We start from the raw sequence: 23,291 nt of genomic DNA, 5'->3' as shown, positions 1-23,291 counted from the left end.
CACCGAAAGACACTTTTATATAGGGCAGGTTATGCGACCGTAGCGGCCTAAAAGCTTTCTCTGAAACCTGGATTCCAGAAAAGCTCTAACCACCATGAGTCTTTCCAGGTCGATGCCGGTATCCTCGCCCATGGCATGAAAAAAGTGGGCGAGATCTTCCGTAGGAATGTTTCCCGCCGCACCTGGAATAAAAGGGCAGCCCCCAAGGCCGCCGCAGGCGCCATCAAAACGAATGACTCCCAGCTTCCAGGCGGCAAACACGTTGGCCAGCCCAAAACCATAGGTGTCATGAAGATGCAGGGCCAGAGGAACGGAAAAGGTGCGCAGAAAGGTTTCCACAAGGTATTCCATCTGTCGAGGGTTGGCGCAGCCTGAGGTGTCGGCAAGACACAATTCGTCCGCGCCGGCTTCGACAAGGACCGATGCCAACTGAAAGACGCGGCTTTCAGGAATAACACCGTCAAAACGGCATCCAAAAGCGTTCATCACACCCGCTTGCACTGCAAGGCCGTTCGCCTTAGCCTGACGGACCACGAGTACGGCCCGACGAAGGGCTTCTTTTATATCGCAGCCGCTATTGCGCAGACTGTGGGTCTCCGATGCTGAAACAAAAACGGCGACATGTTCCACACCACAATCGCCGGCCCGTTCCAGGCCTTTTTCGTTAAACACCAACGTGCGGTAAACCACTCCTGGTCTTTTTTTGAGACCTCGAAACACTTGTTCTGTATCGGCCATTTGAGGAACCGCTCGAGGATTCACGAAGGAACCCACCTGAACGCTGGGAACACCGCAATCTACCAATTCCTCAATAAGTTGAATCCTTTCTTCGACACTCCACACAGCAGCTTCGTTTTGCAGACCGTCTCGAGGCGCGGTTTCTTCTATCAGCACAGTCACAGCCGACTCCTTCCGTGACAGATGGAAGCCGATCTTTGCCAGGATGTTTCGTCTCTAGAAGTGGACCTGAGACCTCTCAAGACCAAAACATCCAATGTGATTTCGAGGTAACGGCCGGGCGCCGCCTTGCTACTACTGTGTTTTTTCCTGGAAAGGCCGGCTTTCGGCCCGCCATTTCTGCGTGAGGGACGCCCGCGTTTTTATGCCAAAGTGGGTTCTCAGGCATGGTCCAAGGAGCGTAACCGAGACTACAAATTATGCCCTACAAGGCGATACCGTTCCGCACGTGGGGCACAGGACGCTGTGCCCCTGCATCTGCAATTTTTTGTGTCCCGAGACTCCACGCTTCCCGCTTGTGGATCGTGCGGACGGAACTTTCGTGCTCCCGGAAAAAACATTCTGTGTCCCCTTTATCCAGATACAGTCCGCGCGTTCTTGTCTTCACAAATCATAATAACCCGCGACGATGGGAAGCCCGCCATGACGCAAATGCCGAATCTTTCGAGGGCGTACGGCACCCGACATCAAGAGTTCCCGTCGAGGTGCCAAAACAATGGCCTTCCACCCCTGAAAACGATGTCCAAGATGGAGTAAAAGGCGCTTGTAAAGCGTGTGATCGGCCTCCAGCCTGATACCATAGGGAGGATTCAGAAACACGACGCCGGGGTTCAAGGACCACTTTAAAGGGTTTACGGATTCAAAGGGCATCTCATGCCACATCACCCAAGAAGCGACCCCGGCCCGACGGGCATTCTCTTGAGCAATGGCCACAGCTTTGGGATCGATGTCCACACCGATCAAACTTCCAGGCTTCAAGTCTTTTATTCCGGCATCGGCTTTTTTCAAAAGGTAAGCCCAGGTTTTTTCCTGGAATGAAGGCCATTTTTCAAAAAGAAACCGTCGATGTCGGCCTGGAGCCATATTTGCAGCTATGAGAGCCGCTTCAATAACAGCCGTACCGGCTCCGCACATGCCGTCCAGAAAAGGCACATCGGGTGTCCAGCCGGATTGAAGGATCAAAGCGGCCGCCAGGGTTTCTCGTAGCGGCGCTCCCCCATGGTGGATTCGGTACCCCCTTAGATGTAAATGCGCTCCCGTCGTGTCTAAGCTGATCACACAGTTCTTGTTTTCCACGCGGACAAGGATGCGCTGCTCGAAGAGTCTGTCTGAGAAGGGGCTTCTCTCGGGGAGCGCGGGCGTCCCACCCGCACAAACGGCAGGCCGGAGGCCCGCGCTTCCAGGAAAATGATTACTTTTTCTCGTTCTCTGACAAGCTTCTAGCGCCTCGCCCTGAAGAAAGGTCTTCTCGTTTCTTTCCTTAGCGGATGGCTCCTCTCCAAGAAAGCTCACTTTTTGCCCCAGCTTTTCAAAGCGTTGCCGCAAAGCATCTTGAAAGGCCTTTTGGACTAGCCCGCTGTGCGTCAGTCGAGAAGCCTTGAGATGCACTTCTACGCGAACAGGCACCTGGGCATTTAACCACAATTCCCAGGGAAAGCGCACTGTTTTGGTAAAAAGCTCTTCGCGGGCTCCAACCTTGATGGCCGGCAAGCGACACAGGATTCGGCCGGCTGTGCGTAACCAGAGGTTCGCCCGGTAACATGCCTCCAACTTGCCTTGAAATTCAATGCCCGCCTCTGATTCCTCCAAAATATTCAAGCCAAGGGACTCCATCTCACGGCGGCACACCGAAACCAACTCTTGAGGGACCAGCGCGGCAAACCGGTGTTCCCTGGCCCTGACTTGCACTCGAAGGCGCCTTTCCAAAGACGAGATTTCTCGGCTGGAATTCCTTATACTTGCCAATCTTGCCTAACCTTTAGAAAGTTTGAGGAATTTGAGCCAACCATTGCGTTCGCACGCTTCATCCTGTACGTAAATCGTGAAGTCGTGAATGTGGGACTGGGATCGAAAAATATGAAGGCGTAAACTGAGCACCTCCTTGAGCCATGAGGTTACGGTTCCGGGATTGAATGAAGCGAGTGCCACACCTTTCACGATTGCACCACTCGACTCTTTTGCCTATAGGCAAGGTCTCATGAAAAACAAAAAATTCGAACTTAGACACAAACCGCACGGCTGCACGTCCTTTCACTGCATCTCACCCAACAGCATCACAATAACACAACCTCACGAGCTTACGATTCACGATTCACAACTTCACGACTTGACGACTTCACGGCCCGGGTTGAGACTTCAAAAACCTCGTGTGTTTTCCTCTGTATGGCGGACACCTATCCCCGGCTGGCGGGAACGCCTGATCGAAATGATGGAAAGGCTTTCTGTCAGGAACAAGGCACGGGTGTTTTTTCGTGCCGACGACATAGGTGTGGGCGGGCGCAGCTTTGACGCTCTTTGCGGATTGTTTCGCAACCATGGGGTGCCACTGGCTCTGGCCGTGGTGCCGGCCTGGCTCAGCGAAATACGCGTAGAACGTCTTGTGGCATCCGCTCCAATTCAGGAACCCCTTTGGGGATGGCATCAGCACGGATGGCGCCACGTGAACTGGCAAAAGACAGGGAAAAAGTCGGAATTCGGCGATCAAAGGCCTTTGGAGAAACAATGGAAAGACATTTGGCATGGCCATATGAAGCTTTTGGATATTTTTCAAGATCGGCTTCTGCCCGTGTTCACTCCACCGTGGAATCGCTGTAGTGCCATGACCTTGGAGGTTCTTGCTCAGCTCGGGTTCAAGGCGGTTTCCACCAGCGATCCCCTGCCGAAAGCGGGGAAAAACTCCAGCCGGCTGAAAAACCTGCGTGTGGCCGTGGACCTGCACACACGAAAGAACAGCGATGGTCTGGCGGATTACACCTTGTTGTTGCAAGAACTGGGGAGCACATTGAGCAAGGAGACGCCGGTAGGTGTCATGATCCATCACCAAAGGATGACCTCCTTCGCCTTTGACTTCCTTGAGGAGCTTATTCAGCAACTGCATCTTTTAGGCAAAGTTGAGTTTGTCTCCTTTCAGGATCTTTTAAGAAACCCCCAAGATTAGAGAGTCTCTTTCAGCGCGTCATGTCCGCCCACCGTCCCTTACTGCTTTACGCCGATCATTCCGGCCGCATTTTGGAACATCCCTATTTGGAAATGGTCGGATCCAGTGCCGGACACCTGACGAGGCCTTCACCGACAGAAATCATACCTTTGCCCGAAGGCAGCGAACTCTTTCGACTTCCAGGTCGATACCCCATAGGCTACGATCGGGACAAGAAAAGGTTCCAGGTCCTCAGCCGCGACCCTTACAACCCCCATCATTCTGTAGAGGCCGTCGCCGCCTTTATCGCTCCGGCATACACCCAGCTTTATTCCGCGGCTTACAAGACATGTGGCCATGCGCCCATTTTGCCCCTTTTCGCGTATACGGCCGTCGGGTGGTTTCAAGGGGGCTTTGTCGCTACGGCTATACGCATCGATCCCGATCCGCGCCAGGATTTCAAGAACTTCGACCCAAACACCATCGCTCGAAACGCGCGACGACGTATGCGGCAAGCTTCGTCCAACCGTCTGATCCAGCACCTGGGCCGATGCGCTCTAACTTACGGGTGCCCTGCAGCCAGAAACCTTTTCATGAACCGATGGGAGGCCCCTCTTCCCACGTCCCCTGCATGCAACGCTCGGTGTCTTGGCTGTATCAGTCTTCAGGAAGAATCGGGCCTCTGCGCCACGCAGGAAAGGATACGTTTTGTGCCCACCCCCGAGGAAATCGCCGAAACAGCCGTCCCACATCTTTTAAAGGCGCCCCGAGCCGTGGTCAGTTTCGGTCAAGGCTGTGAAGGCGAACCCCTCCTTCAGGCTAAAACACTGGAAGCTTCCATTCGAATCATGCGTCAGGAGACATCACGAGGCACAATTCATTGTAACAGCAATGCGAGTCTTCCTCAGGTGATCGCCCGTTTGGCCGATGTGGGTCTGGATAGCTTGCGAGTGAGCCTGAATTCTGCTCGGCCTCAATTTTACCACGCCTATTATCGACCCAAGGGATACGGTTTCGATGACGTTGTGCGTTCCATTCAAGCCATGAAATCTCGAGGACGATTTGTTTCTCTGAACTATTTCGTTTTGCCGGGATTTACCGACGATCCTGAAGAAGTGCAGGCTTTGTGTGAGCTTTTGGAGAAGGCTTCCGTAGATTTGATTCAGATGCGTAACTTTAACGTAGATCCCGAATGGATTCTGCAATCCATTGGATTCAAAGCGACTAGAAAACCCTTGGGGATTCGGCGCACTATGAAAATCTTGCAAGAACGTTTCCCCGACCTTCGATTCGGTTACTTCAATCCGTGCTTGGACTCCGACGCATGAGAGTTCATGGTGAAACTTCCTAGGGGCGTCATCGAGTGGAATGGAGGTGTCGATGAAGAAATGTGATGGGGTCGTCATCGGTGCGGGTATTGTGGGTCTGGCCACAGCCTATAGGCTTTTGGAACGCATGCCGTCCTTGGATCTGGTCATTCTGGAAAAGGAAAACAGGCCTGGAGCCCACCAAACAGGGCATAACAGCGGGGTCATTCATTCGGGTATTTACTATCGACCTGGATCCTTAAAAGCAGCCCTGTGCCTCTCAGGGGCTGCCGCTCTCCTGAATTTTTGCCGCAACCACGCTATTCCCTTTGAGATCTGCGGAAAAATCGTGGCTGCAACAAATGCCGTTGAAGTCGAAAGACTCTTGGAACTCCAACGACGCGGCACCGCCAACGGCGTACAAGGCCTGGCTCTGCTTTCCCCTGAAGAAGCACAAGCCGTGGAACCTCATGTTCGCTGCGTCCAGGCTCTGTGGGTACCAACCACCGGCATCGTGGATTTTCGTCAGGTCAGTCAAAAGCTGGCTCAGGTGGTTCTAGATCGGGGCGGTCGCGTTCTGTTTTCCCAGCCGGTTGTGGCGATCCATCAAGAACGAGGCTCCACGGTGGTGGAGACTCCCACCGCGAAGTATGCCACCCGCCTTGTCATTAATTGCTCGGGCTTATATGCCGACCGCATCGCTCGCCTCGCGGGGTTCAATCCACCGTGCCAAATCGTTCCATTCCGCGGAGAATATTACAGCCTCAAAAAGCATCGTCGGCATCTGGTTCGCTCCCTTATCTACCCTGTGCCGGATTCTAGGTTTCCGTTCCTGGGTGTCCATTTCACCAGACGTATCGACGGTTCCGTGGAAGCCGGTCCCAACGCCGTCTTGGCATGGGCTCGAGAAGGCTACACGAGAACGATCGTCAACGTGAAAGACACCCTGGAGACCTTGACCTACCCCGGCTTTGGAAAGCTCGTCCGCAAATACTGGAAAACAGGCCTTCAGGAAATGATTCGATCCCAGTCCAAAACACTCTTTGCCAAGGCCTTGCAGAAACTGGTGCCGGAAGTCACCCCGAAGGATCTGGCCCCGGGAGGTGCCGGGGTTCGAGCCCAGGCTCTGAGCCGTGACGGCGGACTTTTAGATGATTTTGTCATCTTGGCGGAACCCGGGCAGGTTCATGTTCTTAACGCCCCTTCTCCTGCAGCCACTTCCTCCTTGGCCATCGGCGAAGAAGTGGCTGCAAAAGCCTTGTCTTTCTTACGGTAAACCAAGGCTTGGCACACGGCGACAAGAGTCCCCTCGCCATCGGTGACACGAATTTGATAACTGGCCGTACGCATGGTGCGATGCACTTCTGTCGCTTCCGCTCGCAACGTGGCGCCAAGGCGAGGGGAAGCCATGTAGGTGATGTTCATATTGAGAGCCACCGCCATGATGCCGTGGGAATTGGAAGCGATCTCGAAAGCCTCATCGATGAGGGAAAAGACGGCTCCGCCGTGGGCCAAACCAAAGATGTTTTGTTTTGTTTCATCGAAATCCATTTCCACAAGAGCGTAGCCCGTGTTCATGGCCACAAGCCGCAACCCTAAATGACGAGCGTAAGGTTCAACAGCCACCTTTTCCATCAAAAAAGCCCTGACCTTCTCATCCATGATTAGGCACCTCCCGTTTGTGTCCTGACACTTTCAGGACGAAACCAGCCGGAAAACATCGAACCTCAAGCCGTCATCCACGCAGGAAGCCGTTAAAATATGGAAAGCTTGGCCTACGAGGCTATCCGAAAACGAAAACTCGTGACGATTTCCCAGGGAAACGTGGGAGCTCCGTCAGCTCACATGGGGAACCGGAAGGGCCGTGGTTACGGGCAAAGACAAGTTCAGGGCCGTGAGGACGAGGCGGTGCCTCGCCCCTACACCTTTATGGACCTACCCGAAATCACCCTTATGGTTTCTCGGACAAGCTCCCCGCCAAGGCTTACAATACATGCGCAAAGAGGATCTCTTGACCCTTCACGAACTCTTTTGCTACAAACGGACCGCTTTGAAAAGCCTAGGAACTTGGTAGACGGGAAAAATAAACGACGGTCTAGGAGCCTGAGCCTTCGGCGGGATTGACATGCAGGAGGATCAGCCTCCTTATTGAGGAATATCAGAGTCTTCGCCCTTTTGTGAGACGGGCTTCGGAGTGCGCCTCATCATGGGGCTGGACCACCGTATCCACCCGACTGTAGGGGCGGATCGATGTGTCCCGCCTGATTGCGACGGCCGACGAAGGGGCCCGCCTCATTCTAGGTCGTGGCGGAACACCCGTCCACGAAATCCTAGGGCTGGACCGCCGTATCCACCCGACTGTAGGGGCGGACCGATGTGTCCGCCCTCCTGTGGGGCCGATCCCACAGGTTCGGCATCTATTGGGCTGAACCAATGGAGCCGCACCACATTGATCGAGAGCCATCAGGTTTTTATAGTCGTGGACGGCGTGCCTGTCCACGGCTTTCGGTTTTATGTCCTCATAGACAGGTAACAGGAGTTTTTCGTGGTCGACAGAAAAATACTCTTGGGCAATGAAGCCATAGCCCATGGACTTTTAGAAGCAGGATGCACCATGGCCACATCCTATCCCGGAACACCTGCTTCGGAGATCATGACCACCCTTTTACACCTCAAGAAGAACCACGGCGTGCCGTGTCATGCAGAGTGGTCCGTGAACGAAAAGGTGGCTGTGGAAACGGCTTTGGCCAATAGTTACGCGGGAAGGCGTTCCGCCGCCGCCATGAAGCAGGTAGGGCTCAACGTGGCCGCCGATCCAGTAATGAGCGCCGCCTACACCGGGGTGAAAGGAGGTTTTCTTCTGATCGTCGCAGACGACCCTGGGCCTCACAGTTCCCAAACGGAACAGGATACGCGCCAATTTGCCATGTTCGCTAAATTGCCGGTGCTGGATCCAGCTTTTCCAGCTCAAGCGCGTGACTGGATCACTCCAGCGTACGAGCTTTCCGAACATTATGAAATCCCCGTGATTCTTCGCCCCACGACCCGAGTCTGCCACGCTCGGCAGGATATGGAACTGCGAAGCTTTTTCAAGGAGGCGCCACAACCGGTTTTTGAGAAAGATCCCGCACGATGGGCCGCAACCCCCAAGTTCCGTTATCTTCTGCACAAAAAACTCAACGAAAAGCTAAGAAAAATCTCTCAGGATTTCCGATGGCAGCCTCGGCTTTTAAACGCGGCAACCTTGGACGTCGCCACAGGCTTTCGAGGCGAAAGCACCTTTGACAAAATCATTGTGGCTTCCGGCACCGCTTGTGCTCACGCGGCGGAAATACTCAAAGGATGGAATCTTTGGGACCAGCTCCCCCTTTTTCAGGTTCCCATGCCATATCCGCTTTCGGAAGACTTCTGTCTTGAAATCCTTAAAACTGCTAAGGAAATTCTGATTCTGGAAGAATCCCAGCCCGTGATCGAAAGGCAACTCAGAGACAGGGAGAAGGTTCGAGGGCGCCTGAGCGGCCATGTCCCTGAAGAAGGGGAACTGCTTCCGGAAATTGTGGAAAACATTTTGAGCCGCTTTGTGAACCGATCTTCACCTCAGACAAGTTCGCCACCGGTTTCGGGACGACGTCCGACACTTTGTGCCGGATGCGGCCACCGCGCCGCCTTTTTCGCTATTCGCAAAGTGTTTCCCAAAGGTATTTATGCCAGCGATATCGGCTGTTACACTCTGGGGCTCAACCTCGGAGCCGTGGATACGGTCCTTTGTATGGGCGCTTCCATCAGCCAAGCCGCCGGCTTTTACCAAGCGTATCGAGAAGCAGGTCAAAACACTCGCCATGTGGTGGCGACCATCGGAGATTCCACCTTCTATCATGCAGGCATTCCCGCTTTAATCAATGCGGTCTCCCAAGGTTGTCGATTTCCGGTCGTCATTCTGGACAATGGCACCACCGCCATGACAGGCCATCAGCCCACACCGGCTGCCGGCATGAACTCGGAGGGGAAAAAGGTGCCACCGGTAACTTTGGAATCCTTGGCCACGGCCTGTGGCGTCAAGTATGTCAGTGTGGGCGATCCCTATGACGTTCCCGGCTTTGTGGAACGACTCAAGGAAGCCAAAACCCACTGCGAGGATGCCGAAAATGGCGGCATGGCCGTGGTGATCGCTCGACGTCCATGTCTTATGGACTATGCACGGCGTGAAAGCCGAAAACCTTTAGGGCATCGCCCTGTCGTCACGGATAAATGCGAAGGGTGCGGTTTTTGTATCAAGTACTTTGAATGCCCGGCCTTAATCTTTCATGGAGAAAAGGAATCCGTTTCCATTGATGAAAATGTGTGCGCCGGATGCGGCGTCTGTGTCCATGTTTGCCCCCATGAAGCCATCGTTTGGGCGTCTGCCGAAGCTTTCTAAAGGTTTGAAAGGACAAATCCCATGCAGCAGCAAATCGCCGTAAGCGGTCTAGGAGGGCAAGGGGTGCTTTTCGTTACCAAAATCTTGGCGGAAGCGGCCCTGCTCAAGCATTTCTCTGTTTTGGTGTCCGAAACTCATGGCATGGCCCAAAGGGGAGGCAACGTCATCAGCCACCTCAAAGTCTTTTCCCGAAAACCTTCTCCGGCCTCTTCCTCCACAGACTTTTTGGCTTCCTCGCCTCTGACAAGTCCCCTCATTCGACCGGGTTGTGCCGATATCCTCTTAGCCCTCCATGAAGAAGGCGTAGCCGCTCATGGGTACCTCCTTCGACCGGGAGGCATTCTCTTTTGCCATCGGTTCGACCCCAAAGCTCCCGGGGAAATCGATGCTGTTCGTCTGGCCAAAAACATAGGCCATGCAGTCGCCGCCAATATGGTCCTTTTAGGCTATGCGGTAGCCAGCGGGAATCTTTTTTGTACCCTAGACGATGTGAAAGCCGTTCTTAATCAATTGGAGGGGAAACGGGTGGAATTAAGCCTCAAGGCCCTGGAAGCCGGAGCCCAAGCGGCCTTGACCGGCTGATCCTATTGACAATCTTCAGCCATGAAAAAGCTAGAAGTCTGAATGGCTAGCGCCGCCCCAAAGTATGGATGTGACCATCTTTCAACAAATACCCCAGTTTGTGGTCTCGGGACTCACCAACGGGAGTGTCTACGCCTTGATCGCGCTAGGCTTTTGCATGATTCAAAACGCCACCGGCATCGTTAATTTTGCTCAAGGCGATTTTGTCATGCTAGGGGCTCTCATGGCCGTGACCCTTTTGAACAAACTGGCTGTCCCCATGGTTCCGGCCCTGGCAGGAGCCGTGCTCTTCGGGGCCTTATGCGGGTTGGCTCTGGAATGGGGTCCTCTTCGGCATGCCCGCCACCGCGATGTTCTGGTGCTTGTCATGATCACCGTCGGCGTTTCTATAAGTCTTCGAGGGACAAGCATGGTGGTGTGGGGAAAAAACGTCCACACTCTGCCTTCCCTGGGAAGTGAAACCCCCATCCTTATAGGATCCGCCGCCATTGTTCCCCAAGTGCTCTGGATTATAGGCCTTTCAATCCTCGTTTTGATCTTGCTCTTTCTCTTCTATCGGTTCACCCTTCTCGGCAAGGCCATGCGAGCGGCAGCCGATAATCCGTATGGAGCCGTTCTGATTGGCATCTCCGTTCGCAAAGTTACAGCCCTTGCCTTTGCCATGGCCGGATCCATGGGCGCCCTAGCCGGCATCCTGATCACCCCTCTCACCAGCATGAGTTACAGTGGAGGCCTCATGCTTGGGCTTAAAGGGTTTTCCGCGGCTATTCTGGGAGGATACGGCAATACCATGGGTGTCGTGCTTGGGGGCTACGTGTTAGGGCTCTTGGAAGCCTTCGGCGCCGGATTTTTGTCTTCAGCTTACAAGGATGCCTTTGCCTTTATCATTTTGCTAGGCGTCTTATTCGTTCGGCCGACGGGATTGTTCGGCAGTGAACGGGTTCGAAGGCTGTAGCCTTTTATGCGCACCATTCCTTTCCTTCCCAAAGCCTGGAAACCTCTGATCCTCTTGGCCGCCATACTCGGCCTGACAGCTTCCCTTGTCCCTAACGATTATTTCCTGGTGCTATTCAACATGATGGCCTTGAACGCTCTGGTGGTTCTGGGCCTCAATCTCCTCATAGGCTGCGCCGGACAGATCTCTCTCGGCCACGGAGCTTTCTTCGGGCTGGGCGCTTATAGCAGCGCCATTGTGACCACTCAGTTAAGCTGGCCCTTATGGGCAGGTCTCCTCGTAGCCTTGTTGGTCACAGCTCTTTTTGGTCTCGCCCTGGCATTCCCCACCCTTCGGCTCGAAGGTCATTACTTGGTCATGGCCACCCTGGGCTTTAATGTGATTGTCAGCATCTGCCTTAACCAAATGGAACCATGGACCGGCGGCCCTTCCGGTTTGGCCGCCATTCCCGCCATGCAATGGGGTCGCTGGGCGGTGAACACGGACCGACGTTTCTTTTTCTTTGTTTGGTCGGTTTTTCTCGTGTGCTTCTCCTGGGTGCTGAATCTGGAAGATTCCCGTATCGGTCGAGCCCTAAAAACCATTCACGACAAGGAACTGACAGCTCGAACCCTTGCTGTGCCCACACCCCGTTACAAGATTCAGGTGTTTACTCTGAGCGCGGTGCTGGCGGGCTTGGCAGGTTTTGCCTATGCCCACTACATGACATTCATCAGTCCGAGCACCTTTGATATTTTTTATTCTGTTCAAGTGATCACCATGGTGGTGGTGGGAGGTCCAGGAAGCTTATGGGGAGGATTGGCCGGAACGGTGCTGCTCACCGGGCTACGGGAATTGCTTCATGCCATGGAAGATTTTCAGGTTCTTGCCTATGGTCTTTTACTGACCCTTTCCCTTGTCTTTTTTCCTCAAGGCCTGCTTCCCGCCCTTTTGAACGTCTTTCAACGCAAAACGAGCCGAAAGCCTCGGCGTCCTCACCTAGCTCCGTTTCGTCTAAAAAACATTGCAAAAACAGCACCGGACCGACCGATAGCGGCTGGTTCTTCTTCAGGCCGGGAACGGCGGACAAGCTCTTCTGAAAGCGACAGCCGTGGGAGCGTGTTCGAGAATGGCAAAGGCCGTTGCATAGAATACGATTTTAGAAAAGGTGCGAGCCAGCGCTTTTCCCCTACCAACCTAAAACGGGCTTTTTTTCTGGGAGCGCAGGCGTCTCGCCCCGAGGATAAGCGACCCCAGGATCTGCACTCCCCTGAAAACGATCGCCTTTTTCCATTGCCAGGCAAGTTCCGCGCGAACATGTGTGAGAAAGCATTCCACCCCGGGAACGCGAGCATCATACTCCCAGAAAGAGTAGGCCGAAGTTCTGAGCTCCCAGAAAAACCATCGCGTGTCCCCGCGGTGGAACAGACTTCTGATCCGGTGCTTCGCGTGGAAAACCTTTCTGTCCACTTCGGGGGGCTTCAGGCTCTGGCTCATGTTTCTTTTACCGTGCATTCCAACGAAATTGTCGCCGTAATCGGTCCCAACGGAGCCGGAAAAACGACGCTTTTAAACGCTGTATCCGGTTTGGTGCGCTTTTCGGAAGGAAAGGTTGTGGTTCGAGAAGGGGACGTGAGTCGAAAGCCGGCCTATGAAGTGGCGGCCGCCGGGGTGGGGCGTACCTTTCAAGCCGTCCAGATCTTTGATCGTCTGACAGTTCTGGAAAACATCATGGTAGGGCGACATCGTTTCGGCCGGGCCGGGTTCCTGCAAGCCATGGGGCATACCCGGCACGAACGATACGAAGAACATAGCCTGGAACAAGACGCTTTGGCGCTTCTGAAAGAAACTCCATTGGCTCCCAAGGCCCATGAACCGGCATCCATTCTTTCCCTTTACGAAAAAAAGCTCTTAGAAATTCTTCGTGCTTTGGCCATGGAACCGGCTGTTTTGCTCTTGGATGAACCTGTGGGAGGGTGCACCCCCAACGAAAGCCGAGCTCTTATGGACTGGATCACCGTTCGTCGGCGTCCCCGGATGGGCATGGTCTTGGTGGAACATGACATGAACATTGTCATGGCTTATGCCACCCGAATCGTGGTGCTCCACCATGGCCGAATCCTGGCCGAAGGGACACCAAGAGACATCCAAAAAGACCCCAAAGTGGTGGAAGCTTACCTGGGACAGCGCCGAAAAGGAAAAACCATTCCATGCTGAAGGTGGTCCATGTTTCCGCCCATTACGGTCCCTTGCCGGTGCTTCGGCGTGTTTCTCTTCACGTGGATGAAGGGGAAATGGTGTGCCTGCTTGGAGCTAACGGGGCGGGAAAGAGTACGTTGCTGAAAGTCATCAGCGGTGTGCTACCACCCAGTGAAGGAGAGGTGTTCTTCAACGAAAAGCCGATTCATGGAGAAGCCCCCGAGCGCATTGTGCGTCGAGGTTTGGTGCAAGTTCCGGAAGCTCGACAACTTTTTCCTAACCTCACGGTTCTGGAAAACCTGGAACTGGGAGCTTACATTCACGGCCCAAAAGCCATTCGGCAAGATGTCCCGAAGATGTTCGACCTTTTCCCCATTTTGAGGGAACGGAGGTTTCAAAAGGCCGGCACCTTGAGTGGCGGGGAGCAACAAATGCTTTCCATGGCTCGCGCTCTTATGGCCAGGCCCAAACTTTTGATGCTGGACGAACCATCCCTGGGGCTTGCCCCTTTGATCGTCGATGAAATTTATGCCACATTGCAAAAACTCCATGAGGCCGGCACCACAATCCTTCTGGTGGAACAAAACGCCGTGCAAGCCCTGGATCTCTGCCAGCGTGGCTATGTGATGGAAACGGGACGGATTATTCTGGAAGGTGCGGCCGAAGAGCTTCGGGAACATGAAGAAGTCCAGCGGGCTTACCTGGGACGGGACTACCAGTATAAGTGGGAGAGGTGATCTTGACAGGGTACGGAGGCATCAAGGATCACGTGGTTCCGGACAGAGAAAAACTGCGCCAGGTCCAAATGGAAAGATTGCAGATGACCTTGAACCGTGCCTATTTTCACGTGGATTTTTATCGTCATCGCCTGGATGCTCTGGGGCTTGCACCGGAAGATGTGAAAACCGACCAGGACTTTCAAAGTCTTCCATTCACCACCACTGAAGATTTGGCGGACCACTACCCTTACGGCCTTTTTGCCGTGCCCTTGAAAGACGTGGTGCGTTTGAAAATCGCCTCAAGCCGGGACGGTCGTCCTATCGTGGTAGGTTTCACGCGACGCGATGTGGCTCTTTGGCAATCGCTGATGGTTCGGCTTTTTCAAGGTCTCGGCATCCACGACCGGGATATCGTGCAAATAGCTTTTAATTACAGCCTGTTTCCAGGGGCCATGACCTTCAATCAGGCCGCTGAAGCTTTGGGGGCGACCGTGGCGCCTTCGGCCACAGTGTCCGCCAAGTTACAGCTGCAGATCATGCGCGATTTTCGATCCACGGTGCTGGCTGCAACCCCTTCCTTTGCCTTGCATCTCATAGACACCTTGGATGAAGAAAGACTCCAGGGCTTTGAAAACCACAATCTTTCCCTGAAACTTATGGTGCTGGGTCCGGATGCCATTCCTGAAGCTCTGCGCATGCGCCTTAGACAAGAACTTGATCTTCCCGTCTACAACCTTTACGGTGTTTCGGAAATGGTGGAACCTGGCTTAGCAGGAGAATGCCGCATGCAAAGGGGCTTGCATGTGGCGGAAGACCATTTCCTGGTGGAAGTGGTGCATCCTGTCACGGGAGTGCCTGTAGGACAAGGTGCTGAGGGAGAGCTGGTGGTCACCACTCTGTCTGCGGAAGCTTACCCGCTTATTCGATACCGTACCGGAGACGTTGTCACTTTAGACGCTTCTCCGTGTCCCTGCGGGTTGCACACCGTAAGGATTTCCTCCGTGCTTCGGCGCACGGATCATCGAGTGAGTGTGCGAGGCATTCCTGTCAATCCACAAAGGGTGGAACGGCTTCTTCTAGAAACAGACCCGAATATCGAAGATTTTCGGTTGATGGTCTGGACCCGCTATGGTCTTGGAGACAGCCTGGAAGTGTGGGTGGCCTTCAAGGCCTTGCCCAATGGAAGCAAAACCGCACGCCTTGAAAAAATCCGCAGCCGCCTTCGACGGGAGTTGGGCCTTGGAGTGCGCGTCGTGGATGTTCCGGCGGAAAGGCTGCCTCAAGAAGGGTTGACATACAAGACGGTTTTTAGAGAAAGAGAAGAATCATGAAAGGAGTTTGTTCCATGACCTTGAGTTTCATGCCGGTACGTTCCAGCCGAGAGGATCTTCAAGAACTACAACTTCAAGGGCTTCGCTGGACGGTGCAGCACGCTTATCACAATTCATCGTTTTATCGGCAACGGCTGGACGCTGCAGGGGTGACACCGGATCAGATTCGATCCTTGGATGATTTGCGACGTCTTCCTTTCACCACGGCCGATGATCTTCAGGCTGGCTACCCTTTTCCGCTTCGATCCGTTCCTTTTGAAAAAATCGTTCGTATTCATGCTTCCTCGGGGACCACAGGCAAACGCAAGGTTTTGTGCTACACCCAAAAAGACATTGACGACTGGGCTGACATGTTCGCTCGGTGTTTCGAAATGGCCGGTTTGACGCGCCAAGATCGAGTCCAGATTGCGGTAGGTTATGGACTGTGGACCGCAGGCGTCGGTTTTCAGCTGGGATGCGAACGTTTCGGAGCCATGGCCGTGCCGGTAGGGCCGGCCAACACGGAAATCCATTGCCAGATGCTTGTAGATCTTCAATCCACGGTTTTTTGTGCCACGGCTTCCATGGCCTTGCTTATGGCCGAAGAAATTGAAAGACGCGGTCTTCGTAACCAAATCGCCCTGAAAAAGATCATCTTCGGCGCGGAACGCCACAGCCGCAGCATGCGCCGCCGTATTCAGGCCAGCACGGGTGTGGAGCACATGTTTGACATTCCAGGCTTGACAGAACTCTACGGCCCGGGCACCGGCTTGGAATGCATGGCGCATCAAGGCATTCATTACTGGGCGGATTATTACATTTTGGAACTCCTTCATCCGGAAACATTGGAACCTGTGCCTCCAGGTGAGCTTGGAGAAATGGTGGTAACGACGCTGCGCAAGGAAGCCGCTCCTTTGATTCGCTATCGAACCCGTGACCTGACCCGCCTGATTCCGGAACCCTGCCCGTGCGGCAATCCTTTACCTCGCCACGATCATCTCCTGGGCCGATCGGACGATATGTTCATCTATCGAGCCGTCAACATTTATCCTGGACAGATCGACCATGTGCTTTCCCAGATCCCCGGAGCCGGCAGCGAATACCAGGTGCATCTGTATCATCGAGAAGACGGCCGGGACATGATGATTCTTAAAGTGGAACGGGCTATGGGAACGTCTTCCCATGAAGACGAGGCACTCAAAGAAAAAATCTCTTCCGAAATCAGAAAAAAGATCCTCGTGCGGTGCACCGTGGACCTGGTGGATTACGGAACGCTTCCAAGAACGGATCGGAAAAGCAAGCGAGTCTTTGACCACCGTGTTCGGGAAGACTGAACGGAGCCTGCCTGGAAACCCCTGAGCCAGCCTCAAAACAGGCCGGCTCAGGAAAGGTTGAATGTTTTGACTTGGAACCCCAAAGGAGGCAGCCCATGAAGACGCATCCCAACATTTTCAAGACAACTATGGCAACGGTCCTCGTCGGCGTTATCGCCCTTTTCGGCGTTTATCCCGGCTGGAGCGCGGATTCCATCAAGATCGGCGCCTTTTTCGACCTATCCGGTCCGGCGTCTTCCATCGGGACACCCACGAAGCTGGTGGCTGAAATGGTTGTCCACAAAATCAACCAGGAAGGAGGCATCAACGGGCGACCTTTGGAACTGATCATCGGTGATACCGAAGGCGATCCTACCAAAGCTCTTTTAGTAGCCAAACGTCTCGTGGAAAAGGATCAGGTCATTGCGCTTATCGGCCCTACCCGCACAGGAACCGGCATGGCCGTCAAAGCTTATACGGAAAAGGCTGAAATTCCAGTGATCATGACCGTCGGGGGAGACCCGGTGATCGCCGGAGGTAAATACGGGCCTTTTACTTGGACGTTCAAGACACCCCAGAGAACATCCACCGCCGTAACTAAGGTCTATGAGTTTCTCAAAGCCAAGGGATGGACCAAAGTGGCTCTGCTCACGGCAACGGATGGGTTCGGAAAAGACGGCTTGGAGTGGCTCCTTCGGCTGGCCCCGGACCACAAGATGGAAGTCGTGGCCAATGAAGCTTTTGACGTGAACGATGCGGATATGACCACACAGCTTGTGAAAATCAAGGCCACACCGGCTCAAGTGATCATCTGCTGGACCATCGGGCCGGCCGGAGCCCGTGTCGCCAAGAACGTGAAACAGTTGGGGATCACCACACCTCTCTTTCAATGCCACGGACAGCCCGATCCCAAGTACGTGGAATTGGCCGGATCCTCCGCCGACGGAACCTACATGCCTTCCACCAAACTCATGGTCGCGGATCAACTTCCCGACTCCGATCCTCAAAAGGCGGTCATCGGCGAATTCCTTCACTTTTACAAGGACGTCTACCATTACGACAAACAATATCCCATCAACACTCACAGCGGGTATGCTTGGGACGCCATCATGATTCTGGCCAATGCCATGCGACAAGCCGGTACGGATCGGGCCGCACTTCGGACGGCCATCGAGCAGACGCGAGGCTACGTGGGAATCAGCGGTATTTACAACTTGACACCCGAAGACCACAATGGTTTAGACACCGACTCGCTGGTGATCGTTCAGGTGGTCGATGGAGGTTGGAAGCTGATCCAGCCATGACTTTTACAAGGCGTCTTTCTAGACTCATGGTCCATCCCATCGGTGTTTTTCTCGCCCGGTCTTCCACCGGGCGACTTTTTGTCATGTGCGACCTTTCCTCAGCCATACGACCTGGCTGAAAGGTGTGGTCCAGGGTTCTTTATGGAAAAACCATATGACATAGACGTAAGAGATTCCGTTCGAAGATCCCTCGGGTCAATCCATATCCTCGGAAGTCGACAGTACGGTGGAGCTGACAGATTCTACGTACGGCTCGTTAAGGCTCTTGCCTCTCGAGGGCACCCGGTTTTGGCCGTCAACAGGCCGGGAAGTCCTGTGAACAAAGCCCTGGAAAACGTTGTGCCTCAAAGGTGCTTCAGAATGATGAACGGCCTTGACGTGTATTCCATGTGGCAAATCAGGCGCCTTATTCAAAAGAGCCGGTATCCCATCGTGCAAACCTACATGGGACGAGCGACTCGGCTTACCAGAATCCCAAAAGGGCTGCCTGTGGTCCATATAGCCAGGTTAGGAGGCTATTACAAGATCAATGGCTACTATCGCCATGCGCATGCCTGGGTAGGAAATACGAAAGGAATATGTGACTACCTCGTGAAAGAAGGACTTCCTGCAACCAGAGTCTTCTTTGTAGGCAATTTTGTGGAAACACCCAGGACCATGACCGAAGACGAACTGTCCCTGTACAGACAACAATGGAAAATACCTCGAGAAGCCTTCGTGATTCTGGCCTTGGGTCGATTTGTTCCCAAGAAAGGTTTTCAGGATCTTCTTCAGGCCATCTCTCTACGTCCCAACCCATGCAAAGATCGCCCGGTGGTATGGATCCTTGCGGGAGACGGCCCCATGAGAAACCAACTGGAAGAAACGGCCGTACAGCTGGGCATACAATCTTTCATTCGCTTTGTGGGCTGGCAGAATGACCCAGCGGTTGTCTACAACCTGGCAGATCTTTTGATATGCCCGTCACGTCATGAACCCCTGGGAAACGTCATTTTGGAAGCGTGGAGCTATGGTGTTCCGGTGCTCTCCACACGAACCGCTGGAGCACTCGAACTGATTGAACCCAACGAAAACGGTTTTCTTGTTGATGTGGAAAAGCCCGAGCAGTGGGCTTCCTTCATGGCAAAGGTCGCTGACTTTCCTCAGGAAGACCTTCGAAAAATCGGGGTTCAGGGCATGAAAGTGGTTGAAGAACGTTACAGTGAGCAGGCCATTGTGGAAGCTTACGAATCCCTTTACGAACAACTGTCGGCATCCCGGGGTCTTTTGCCTTGAGAATTTCCTGTGGACAACCTGAGAGTATTGTCGTGATTCGCCCGAGCGCCATCGGGGATATCATTATGGCTTCTGCCATGCTTCCCCGCCTTCGAAGAACCTTTCCTCAGGCACGTCTCTACTGGATGGCAGAACCGGCCATGGCTCCACTTCTCAGACAGCATCCTGATCTGGACGAGGTGATTTGTTGGCCGAAACGAGAATGGACTCATTTGATCAAAACAGGACATTTGGGGGCTCTGGCACGTGAGATCAAAGCTTTCCGAGCAAACCTCACCGCCAAAAAGCCGGATCTCGTGCTGGACGTTCAGGGACTCCTTCGAAGCCGTTTTCTTGCATGGCTTACCGGAGCTCCTCTTCGTGTGGGTTTCAGATCCAAGGAACCCCATCTGGGGCTCATGACGCATGTGATCGACAAAGGTCCTTCCACCAAACGGATCGGGTCTGAGTACCACTACATCTTAGATGTCCTTGGCGTGGCTCCGCTCCAACCCGGTTGGACGTTTCCCATTGCTGAAAACACCATGCAAAGCGTGAGTGCTCTTCTGCAAAGGGAAGGAATCGATGGCCCCTACGCTGTTCTGGCTCCCTTTACCACCAGACCTCAAAAACACTGGCTCGAAGACCGATGGGCTCGAGTGGCTGATAGGTTGAAAAAGGAATTCGCTCTAAAACCGATCCTTCTCGGCGCTTCGCAAGATCGCCATGCGGCGCAGCGCATACGAAGCCACAGCTCCGAACACGTTCATGTCCTGTGTGGCCAAACCAACCTTTTGGAAAGCTTTGCTGTTGTCACGGGAGCTTCCTTGACCATCGGCGTCGATACAGGTCTCACCCACATGGCTATGGTTCAGAACCGCCCCGCAATCGCCCTTTTCGGGGCCACATGCCCGTATCTTCACACGGGTTCGAATCACGCCGTGGTTCTCTACAAACGCATGCCATGTTCCCCGTGCCGCCGTCGTCCCACTTGCGGCCAGGCCTTCCCATGCATGGCAGCCATCCGTGAAGACGATGTCTTGACCGCGGCACATCGTGTTTTGGACTCTTCAAAAGGATGAGATCTGTGCGAAAGCCTTGCATTGCATTTTTCCTATGCCTATGAAGCCTCTTTCACGGAAACCTGCTTTCGCCATGACCCAAGAGCCGTTACGTGTGTTACACGTGGAAACAGGACGTCATCTTTACGGAGGGGCTTACCAGGTGCTCCTGCTCCTTCGAGGACTGGCGTCTTTAGGCGTTGAAAATATTTTATGCGCTCCCAAAAACAGTGCGATAGCCCGGGCCGCGGCCCCGTATGCCCGGTTGGTTCCAGTGGAGATGCACGGTGAAATGGACCCGAGGTTTCCTCGGAGCCTGTGGCAAGCAGTGACTCGATGGCGTCCTCATCTTGTGCACGCTCACAGCCGACGAGGGGCCGATTGGTGGAGCGGATGGATCGCTCGAGCGCGGCATGTACCGCCTCTCATCACGCGCCGCGTAGATAATCCGGAAAACCCCCTTCCGGCTCGCATCAAATATCGTCCGTACCAACGCATTATCGCCATTTCTGAGGCTATTGCCGAGATTTTGAAACACCAGGGAATCGAGGCGGCAAAAATCCGTATCGTCAAGAGCTGCATAGAACCCCAAAGGTTTAACACCCCATACCCTCGAGAAAAACTGCTTCAGGATCTGGGACTTCCAAAAGACAGCCTTCTCATCGGCACCGTAGCGCAACTTATTCCTCGCAAAGGGCATGCTCGGCTCATGGACGTTGTTCCTGCCGTCACGGCACACTATTCCAATGCGCATTTTTGCTTTTTCGGACAAGGTCCGCTCCTGGAAACGCTCCGTCGACGTGCAATCGAAAAAAAGGTGACCCGGCATGTCCATTTTTTAGGGTTTCGAAAGGACATGGACAGGATCTTTCCGTGCCTGGATCTTGTGGTGCATCCGGCCCTGATGGAAGGTTTAGGCGTGTGCCTTTTGGAAGCAGCCGCTGCCGGTGTGCCCATCGTGGCCTTTAGAGCCGGAGGCGTCCCCGAAGTGGTTCATCACGGCATTAACGGGCTTCTTGTGAACCCTGAAAAGGGCCATGAACTCCAAGCAGCGATTCTTCATATGCTGCATTCTCCTAACGAAGCTCGCCGTATGGGTGCTCAGGGACGACACCTCATAAGGGCGCACTTTTCCCCTGAAATCATGATTCAGGGCAATCTCGCCGTCTATGAAGAAATCCTCGAGGTTTCATGAGCATGTCCGAGGACCGAAAGCCGTTTCACCCCTCTGTTGAAGTGGTTTATCTTTCCAGAGCTCGCCTGCACCGGCCTCGAGCCAACGTCATTCAGACCGTGAAAACCGTGGAAGGCCTCGTGCGTATCGGGGTTCACGTGCAACTGCACCTACCGCCCTGGAAAGGAAATGCCTCTCTCCAGGACATTCTCACACAACTCGGGGTCACCAATTCTCTTGAAGTCTATGCCCACGGTGGTTTGCGTTCTCTGTGGAAACCCGTCTCTTTTGCCCCTTTTTTCTGGAAATATGCTGACAAACTTCGACACTCCTGCGCGGTGTACACACGATCCGCCGATCTCAGTCTAGCCTTGATCCGTTACGGTGTTCCTCACAGCTTTGAGGTGCACGACGTAGACGACCTACGTCGACAAGGGGTTCTGGGTCAACTCGTGGCGGCACACGCCAAGGGCCTTATTCGACGTTTCTTTCCCATTAGTGAGGCCGCCGCTCAGGGTCTTTTGGAATATGGAGTGTCGGCCATGTGCCTTCACGTCTGTCCTTGCGGCGCGGATCTTTCTCTTTTTGAAAACATAGCGCCATGGAATCCGGCCGGTCTCAAGGAACCTCATGTCATGTACGTGGGACGCATCAGTCGGGATCGCGGACTCGGTATTCTGGAAAAACTCGCTCTCCACGGGGCGTGTCGCGTCACGGTGGTAGGGCTTCTGGAAGATCGCCCCCTTACAGATCGCATTCAAATAGTTCCTTTTGTGCCCCATCAGATGATTCCCCGCTACCTGGAACAGGCGGATATTCTGGTGATGCCTTACCAGGAACATCTTCCCCATGCGGGATCCATCAGCCCTATGAAACTGTTTGAAGCCATGGCGGCCGGAAGGCCTATCATCGTCAGCGACCTCAAACCCATTCGAGAAATCATACGCCATCAGGAAAACGGCCTTTGTGTGCCCCCTGACAATGAAAAGGCGTGGGTGGACGCCCTTAAGTTTCTTCAAGAACATCCGCAGCGGGCTCAAGAAATGGCCGATCAGGCGAAAAGGGACGCCTTTCGTTACCGTTGGGAAAATCGAGCTCAAATCTTGAAGCAGACCCTCTTGCTCGAGAATCCGGAGCCACTTCATGAATAGGAAACTTTTCGGTATCGATCGATGGTTTCGTCTGCCACGCCTCTGGTCCAACAAGGAACTGAAAAAAATCTCGTCTCTGTTTCACGGAGACATCGTCAACGTTAGTGCCTGGAAAGATGAGGACAAGGAGGGTGGACACTACCGAGACTATTTTCCCAATGCAGCAAGTTACTGGTTGACCAACTGGAAAAGCGAAGCCCGTGGTTTTCAAGATATTCCCAATGAAATCTTTTTAGATTTGGAAAACGAACTGCCGCAAGAACTCATAGGCCGATTTGATGTGGTGTTTAATCACACTACTTTGGAACACGTTTATCATGTCCAGCAGGCTTTCAAAAATCTGTGTTTGCTGTCTCGCGACATCGTCATCGTGTGTGTTCCCTTCCTGCAGCCCTACCATACCGAATACGGGGACTATTGGCGGTTTACTCCTCTGTCCCTGAAGCGGCTTTACCATGAAAACGGGCTTGCGATGCTTTATGTGTCATGGAACGATGATCGGATGAGCTCTGTCTACATCTTTGGTGTAGGCTCGAAACATCCCGAACGCTGGAAGGAACATTTTTCCGAAAGTATCCTTAATGAAAGGCTGCGGCCCCCTGAGCTTAAAATCGGTTATAAAGCGATTCCCAACATACTCCACCGGCTTGCAAGAGGTCCCAAACGGTGGGTGAAGCGCTGATGACGCGTTT

General features: G+C 53.7%; 20 protein-coding genes. 17 read left to right on the top strand and 3 right to left on the bottom strand.

The window, feature by feature from the left end; all coding sequences use genetic code 11:
- Positions 1 to 15: 15 nt before the first annotated feature.
- Complete coding sequence (locus WHS46_00605) at positions 16 to 900, bottom strand: hydroxymethylglutaryl-CoA lyase (protein ID MEJ5347174.1); 885 nt, start codon at positions 898 to 900, stop codon at positions 16 to 18.
- 441 nt (positions 901 to 1,341) lie between these two features.
- Complete coding sequence (locus tag WHS46_00600; protein MEJ5347173.1) at positions 1,342 to 2,703, bottom strand: hypothetical protein; 1,362 nt, start codon at positions 2,701 to 2,703, stop codon at positions 1,342 to 1,344.
- A 460-nt stretch (positions 2,704 to 3,163) separates the two neighbouring features.
- Between WHS46_00600 and WHS46_00595 the strand changes: the two genes are divergently transcribed.
- The 3 genes from WHS46_00595 to lhgO are packed head-to-tail and all read left to right on the top strand — an operon-like array spanning position 3,164 to position 6,457.
- Positions 3,164 to 3,895 carry a polysaccharide deacetylase family protein gene (locus tag WHS46_00595; GenBank protein ID MEJ5347172.1) on the top strand — a complete coding sequence of 244 codons (732 nt, stop codon included), beginning with the start codon at positions 3,164 to 3,166 and terminating at the stop codon, positions 3,893 to 3,895.
- Positions 3,896 to 3,915: 20 nt separating this feature from the next.
- The gene (locus tag WHS46_00590) at positions 3,916 to 5,202 is read left to right on the top strand and encodes a radical SAM protein (protein MEJ5347171.1); all 1,287 of its coding nucleotides are present in this window, start codon (positions 3,916 to 3,918) and stop codon (positions 5,200 to 5,202) included.
- Between the two features lie 52 nt (positions 5,203 to 5,254).
- Complete coding sequence (lhgO, locus tag WHS46_00585) at positions 5,255 to 6,457, top strand: L-2-hydroxyglutarate oxidase (protein ID MEJ5347170.1); 1,203 nt, start codon at positions 5,255 to 5,257, stop codon at positions 6,455 to 6,457.
- Here lhgO and WHS46_00580 read toward each other — a convergent pair.
- A complete protein-coding gene (locus WHS46_00580; protein ID MEJ5347169.1) occupies positions 6,367 to 6,843 on the bottom strand; it encodes a PaaI family thioesterase in 477 nt (158 codons plus the stop codon). The two genes, lhgO and WHS46_00580, sit on opposite strands and share 91 nt — an antisense overlap.
- Before the next feature lie 590 nt (positions 6,844 to 7,433).
- Between WHS46_00580 and WHS46_00575 the strand changes: the two genes are divergently transcribed.
- From WHS46_00575 to WHS46_00510, 14 genes are all read left to right on the top strand, one after another.
- Positions 7,434 to 7,610: a hypothetical protein gene (locus tag WHS46_00575; GenBank protein ID MEJ5347168.1), complete on the top strand. Its 177-nt coding sequence runs from the start codon at positions 7,434 to 7,436 to the stop codon at positions 7,608 to 7,610.
- A gap of 116 nt (positions 7,611 to 7,726) precedes the next feature.
- Positions 7,727 to 9,598, top strand: coding sequence for a thiamine pyrophosphate-dependent enzyme (locus tag WHS46_00570; protein ID MEJ5347167.1), 1,872 nt, complete (start codon positions 7,727 to 7,729; stop codon positions 9,596 to 9,598).
- A gap of 21 nt (positions 9,599 to 9,619) precedes the next feature.
- A complete protein-coding gene (locus WHS46_00565) occupies positions 9,620 to 10,180 on the top strand; it encodes a 2-oxoacid:acceptor oxidoreductase family protein (protein ID MEJ5347166.1) in 561 nt (186 codons plus the stop codon).
- Between the two features lie 70 nt (positions 10,181 to 10,250).
- Entirely contained in the window at positions 10,251 to 11,135 is an 885-nt protein-coding gene (locus WHS46_00560) for a branched-chain amino acid ABC transporter permease (GenBank protein MEJ5347165.1), read from the top strand.
- A gap of 6 nt (positions 11,136 to 11,141) precedes the next feature.
- On the top strand, positions 11,142 to 13,331 hold the full coding sequence (locus tag WHS46_00555) for a branched-chain amino acid ABC transporter ATP-binding protein/permease (GenBank protein MEJ5347164.1): 2,190 nt from the start codon (positions 11,142 to 11,144) through the stop codon (positions 13,329 to 13,331).
- Complete coding sequence (locus tag WHS46_00550) at positions 13,325 to 14,050, top strand: ABC transporter ATP-binding protein (GenBank protein MEJ5347163.1); 726 nt, start codon at positions 13,325 to 13,327, stop codon at positions 14,048 to 14,050. The genes WHS46_00555 and WHS46_00550 overlap by 7 nt, the downstream gene beginning before the upstream one ends.
- Positions 14,038 to 15,363: an AMP-binding protein gene (locus WHS46_00545; protein MEJ5347162.1), complete on the top strand. Its 1,326-nt coding sequence runs from the start codon at positions 14,038 to 14,040 to the stop codon at positions 15,361 to 15,363. The genes WHS46_00550 and WHS46_00545 overlap by 13 nt, the downstream gene beginning before the upstream one ends.
- 14 nt (positions 15,364 to 15,377) lie before the next feature.
- On the top strand, positions 15,378 to 16,676 hold the full coding sequence (locus tag WHS46_00540) for a phenylacetate--CoA ligase (protein ID MEJ5347161.1): 1,299 nt from the start codon (positions 15,378 to 15,380) through the stop codon (positions 16,674 to 16,676).
- 95 nt (positions 16,677 to 16,771) lie between these two features.
- On the top strand, positions 16,772 to 17,959 hold the full coding sequence (locus WHS46_00535) for an ABC transporter substrate-binding protein (protein ID MEJ5347160.1): 1,188 nt from the start codon (positions 16,772 to 16,774) through the stop codon (positions 17,957 to 17,959).
- Positions 17,960 to 18,100: 141 nt separating this feature from the next.
- Positions 18,101 to 19,234, top strand: coding sequence for a glycosyltransferase (locus WHS46_00530; protein MEJ5347159.1), 1,134 nt, complete (start codon positions 18,101 to 18,103; stop codon positions 19,232 to 19,234).
- 32 nt (positions 19,235 to 19,266) lie between these two features.
- A complete protein-coding gene (locus tag WHS46_00525) occupies positions 19,267 to 20,295 on the top strand; it encodes a glycosyltransferase family 9 protein (GenBank protein MEJ5347158.1) in 1,029 nt (342 codons plus the stop codon).
- A 73-nt stretch (positions 20,296 to 20,368) separates the two neighbouring features.
- Positions 20,369 to 21,469 carry a glycosyltransferase family 4 protein gene (locus WHS46_00520; GenBank protein MEJ5347157.1) on the top strand — a complete coding sequence of 367 codons (1,101 nt, stop codon included), beginning with the start codon at positions 20,369 to 20,371 and terminating at the stop codon, positions 21,467 to 21,469.
- A gap of 2 nt (positions 21,470 to 21,471) precedes the next feature.
- Complete coding sequence (locus WHS46_00515; GenBank protein MEJ5347156.1) at positions 21,472 to 22,599, top strand: glycosyltransferase; 1,128 nt, start codon at positions 21,472 to 21,474, stop codon at positions 22,597 to 22,599.
- Positions 22,592 to 23,281, top strand: a complete 690-nt coding sequence (locus tag WHS46_00510; GenBank protein MEJ5347155.1) for a hypothetical protein — start codon at positions 22,592 to 22,594, stop codon at positions 23,279 to 23,281. Before WHS46_00515 ends, WHS46_00510 begins: the two co-directional genes overlap by 8 nt.
- Positions 23,282 to 23,291: the final 10 nt, after the last annotated feature.

Source organism: Desulfosoma sp. (assembly GCA_037481875.1).
GTDB lineage: Bacteria > Desulfobacterota > Syntrophobacteria > Syntrophobacterales > DSM-9756 > Desulfosoma.
This window is presented reverse-complemented; position numbering and strand designations above follow the sequence as displayed.

Bases quoted from the DNA above. Each gene is read 5' to 3' on its own strand.
- WHS46_00595 (MEJ5347172.1), top strand. From the start codon at position 3,164: ATGATGGAAAGGCTTTCTGTCAGGAACAAGGCACGGGTGTTTTTTCGT.
- WHS46_00590 (MEJ5347171.1), top strand. From the start codon at position 3,916: ATGTCCGCCCACCGTCCCTTACTGCTTTACGCCGATCATTCCGGCCGC.
- lhgO (MEJ5347170.1), top strand. From the start codon at position 5,255: ATGAAGAAATGTGATGGGGTCGTCATCGGTGCGGGTATTGTGGGTCTG.
- WHS46_00580 (MEJ5347169.1), bottom strand. From the start codon at position 6,843: ATGGATGAGAAGGTCAGGGCTTTTTTGATGGAAAAGGTGGCTGTTGAA.
- WHS46_00565 (MEJ5347166.1), top strand. From the start codon at position 9,620: ATGCAGCAGCAAATCGCCGTAAGCGGTCTAGGAGGGCAAGGGGTGCTT.
- WHS46_00555 (MEJ5347164.1), top strand. From the start codon at position 11,142: ATGCGCACCATTCCTTTCCTTCCCAAAGCCTGGAAACCTCTGATCCTC.
- WHS46_00550 (MEJ5347163.1), top strand. From the start codon at position 13,325: ATGCTGAAGGTGGTCCATGTTTCCGCCCATTACGGTCCCTTGCCGGTG.
- WHS46_00540 (MEJ5347161.1), top strand. From the start codon at position 15,378: ATGACCTTGAGTTTCATGCCGGTACGTTCCAGCCGAGAGGATCTTCAA.
- WHS46_00535 (MEJ5347160.1), top strand. From the start codon at position 16,772: ATGAAGACGCATCCCAACATTTTCAAGACAACTATGGCAACGGTCCTC.
- WHS46_00530 (MEJ5347159.1), top strand. From the start codon at position 18,101: ATGGAAAAACCATATGACATAGACGTAAGAGATTCCGTTCGAAGATCC.
- WHS46_00520 (MEJ5347157.1), top strand. From the start codon at position 20,369: ATGACCCAAGAGCCGTTACGTGTGTTACACGTGGAAACAGGACGTCAT.
- WHS46_00515 (MEJ5347156.1), top strand. From the start codon at position 21,472: ATGTCCGAGGACCGAAAGCCGTTTCACCCCTCTGTTGAAGTGGTTTAT.
- WHS46_00510 (MEJ5347155.1), top strand. From the start codon at position 22,592: ATGAATAGGAAACTTTTCGGTATCGATCGATGGTTTCGTCTGCCACGC.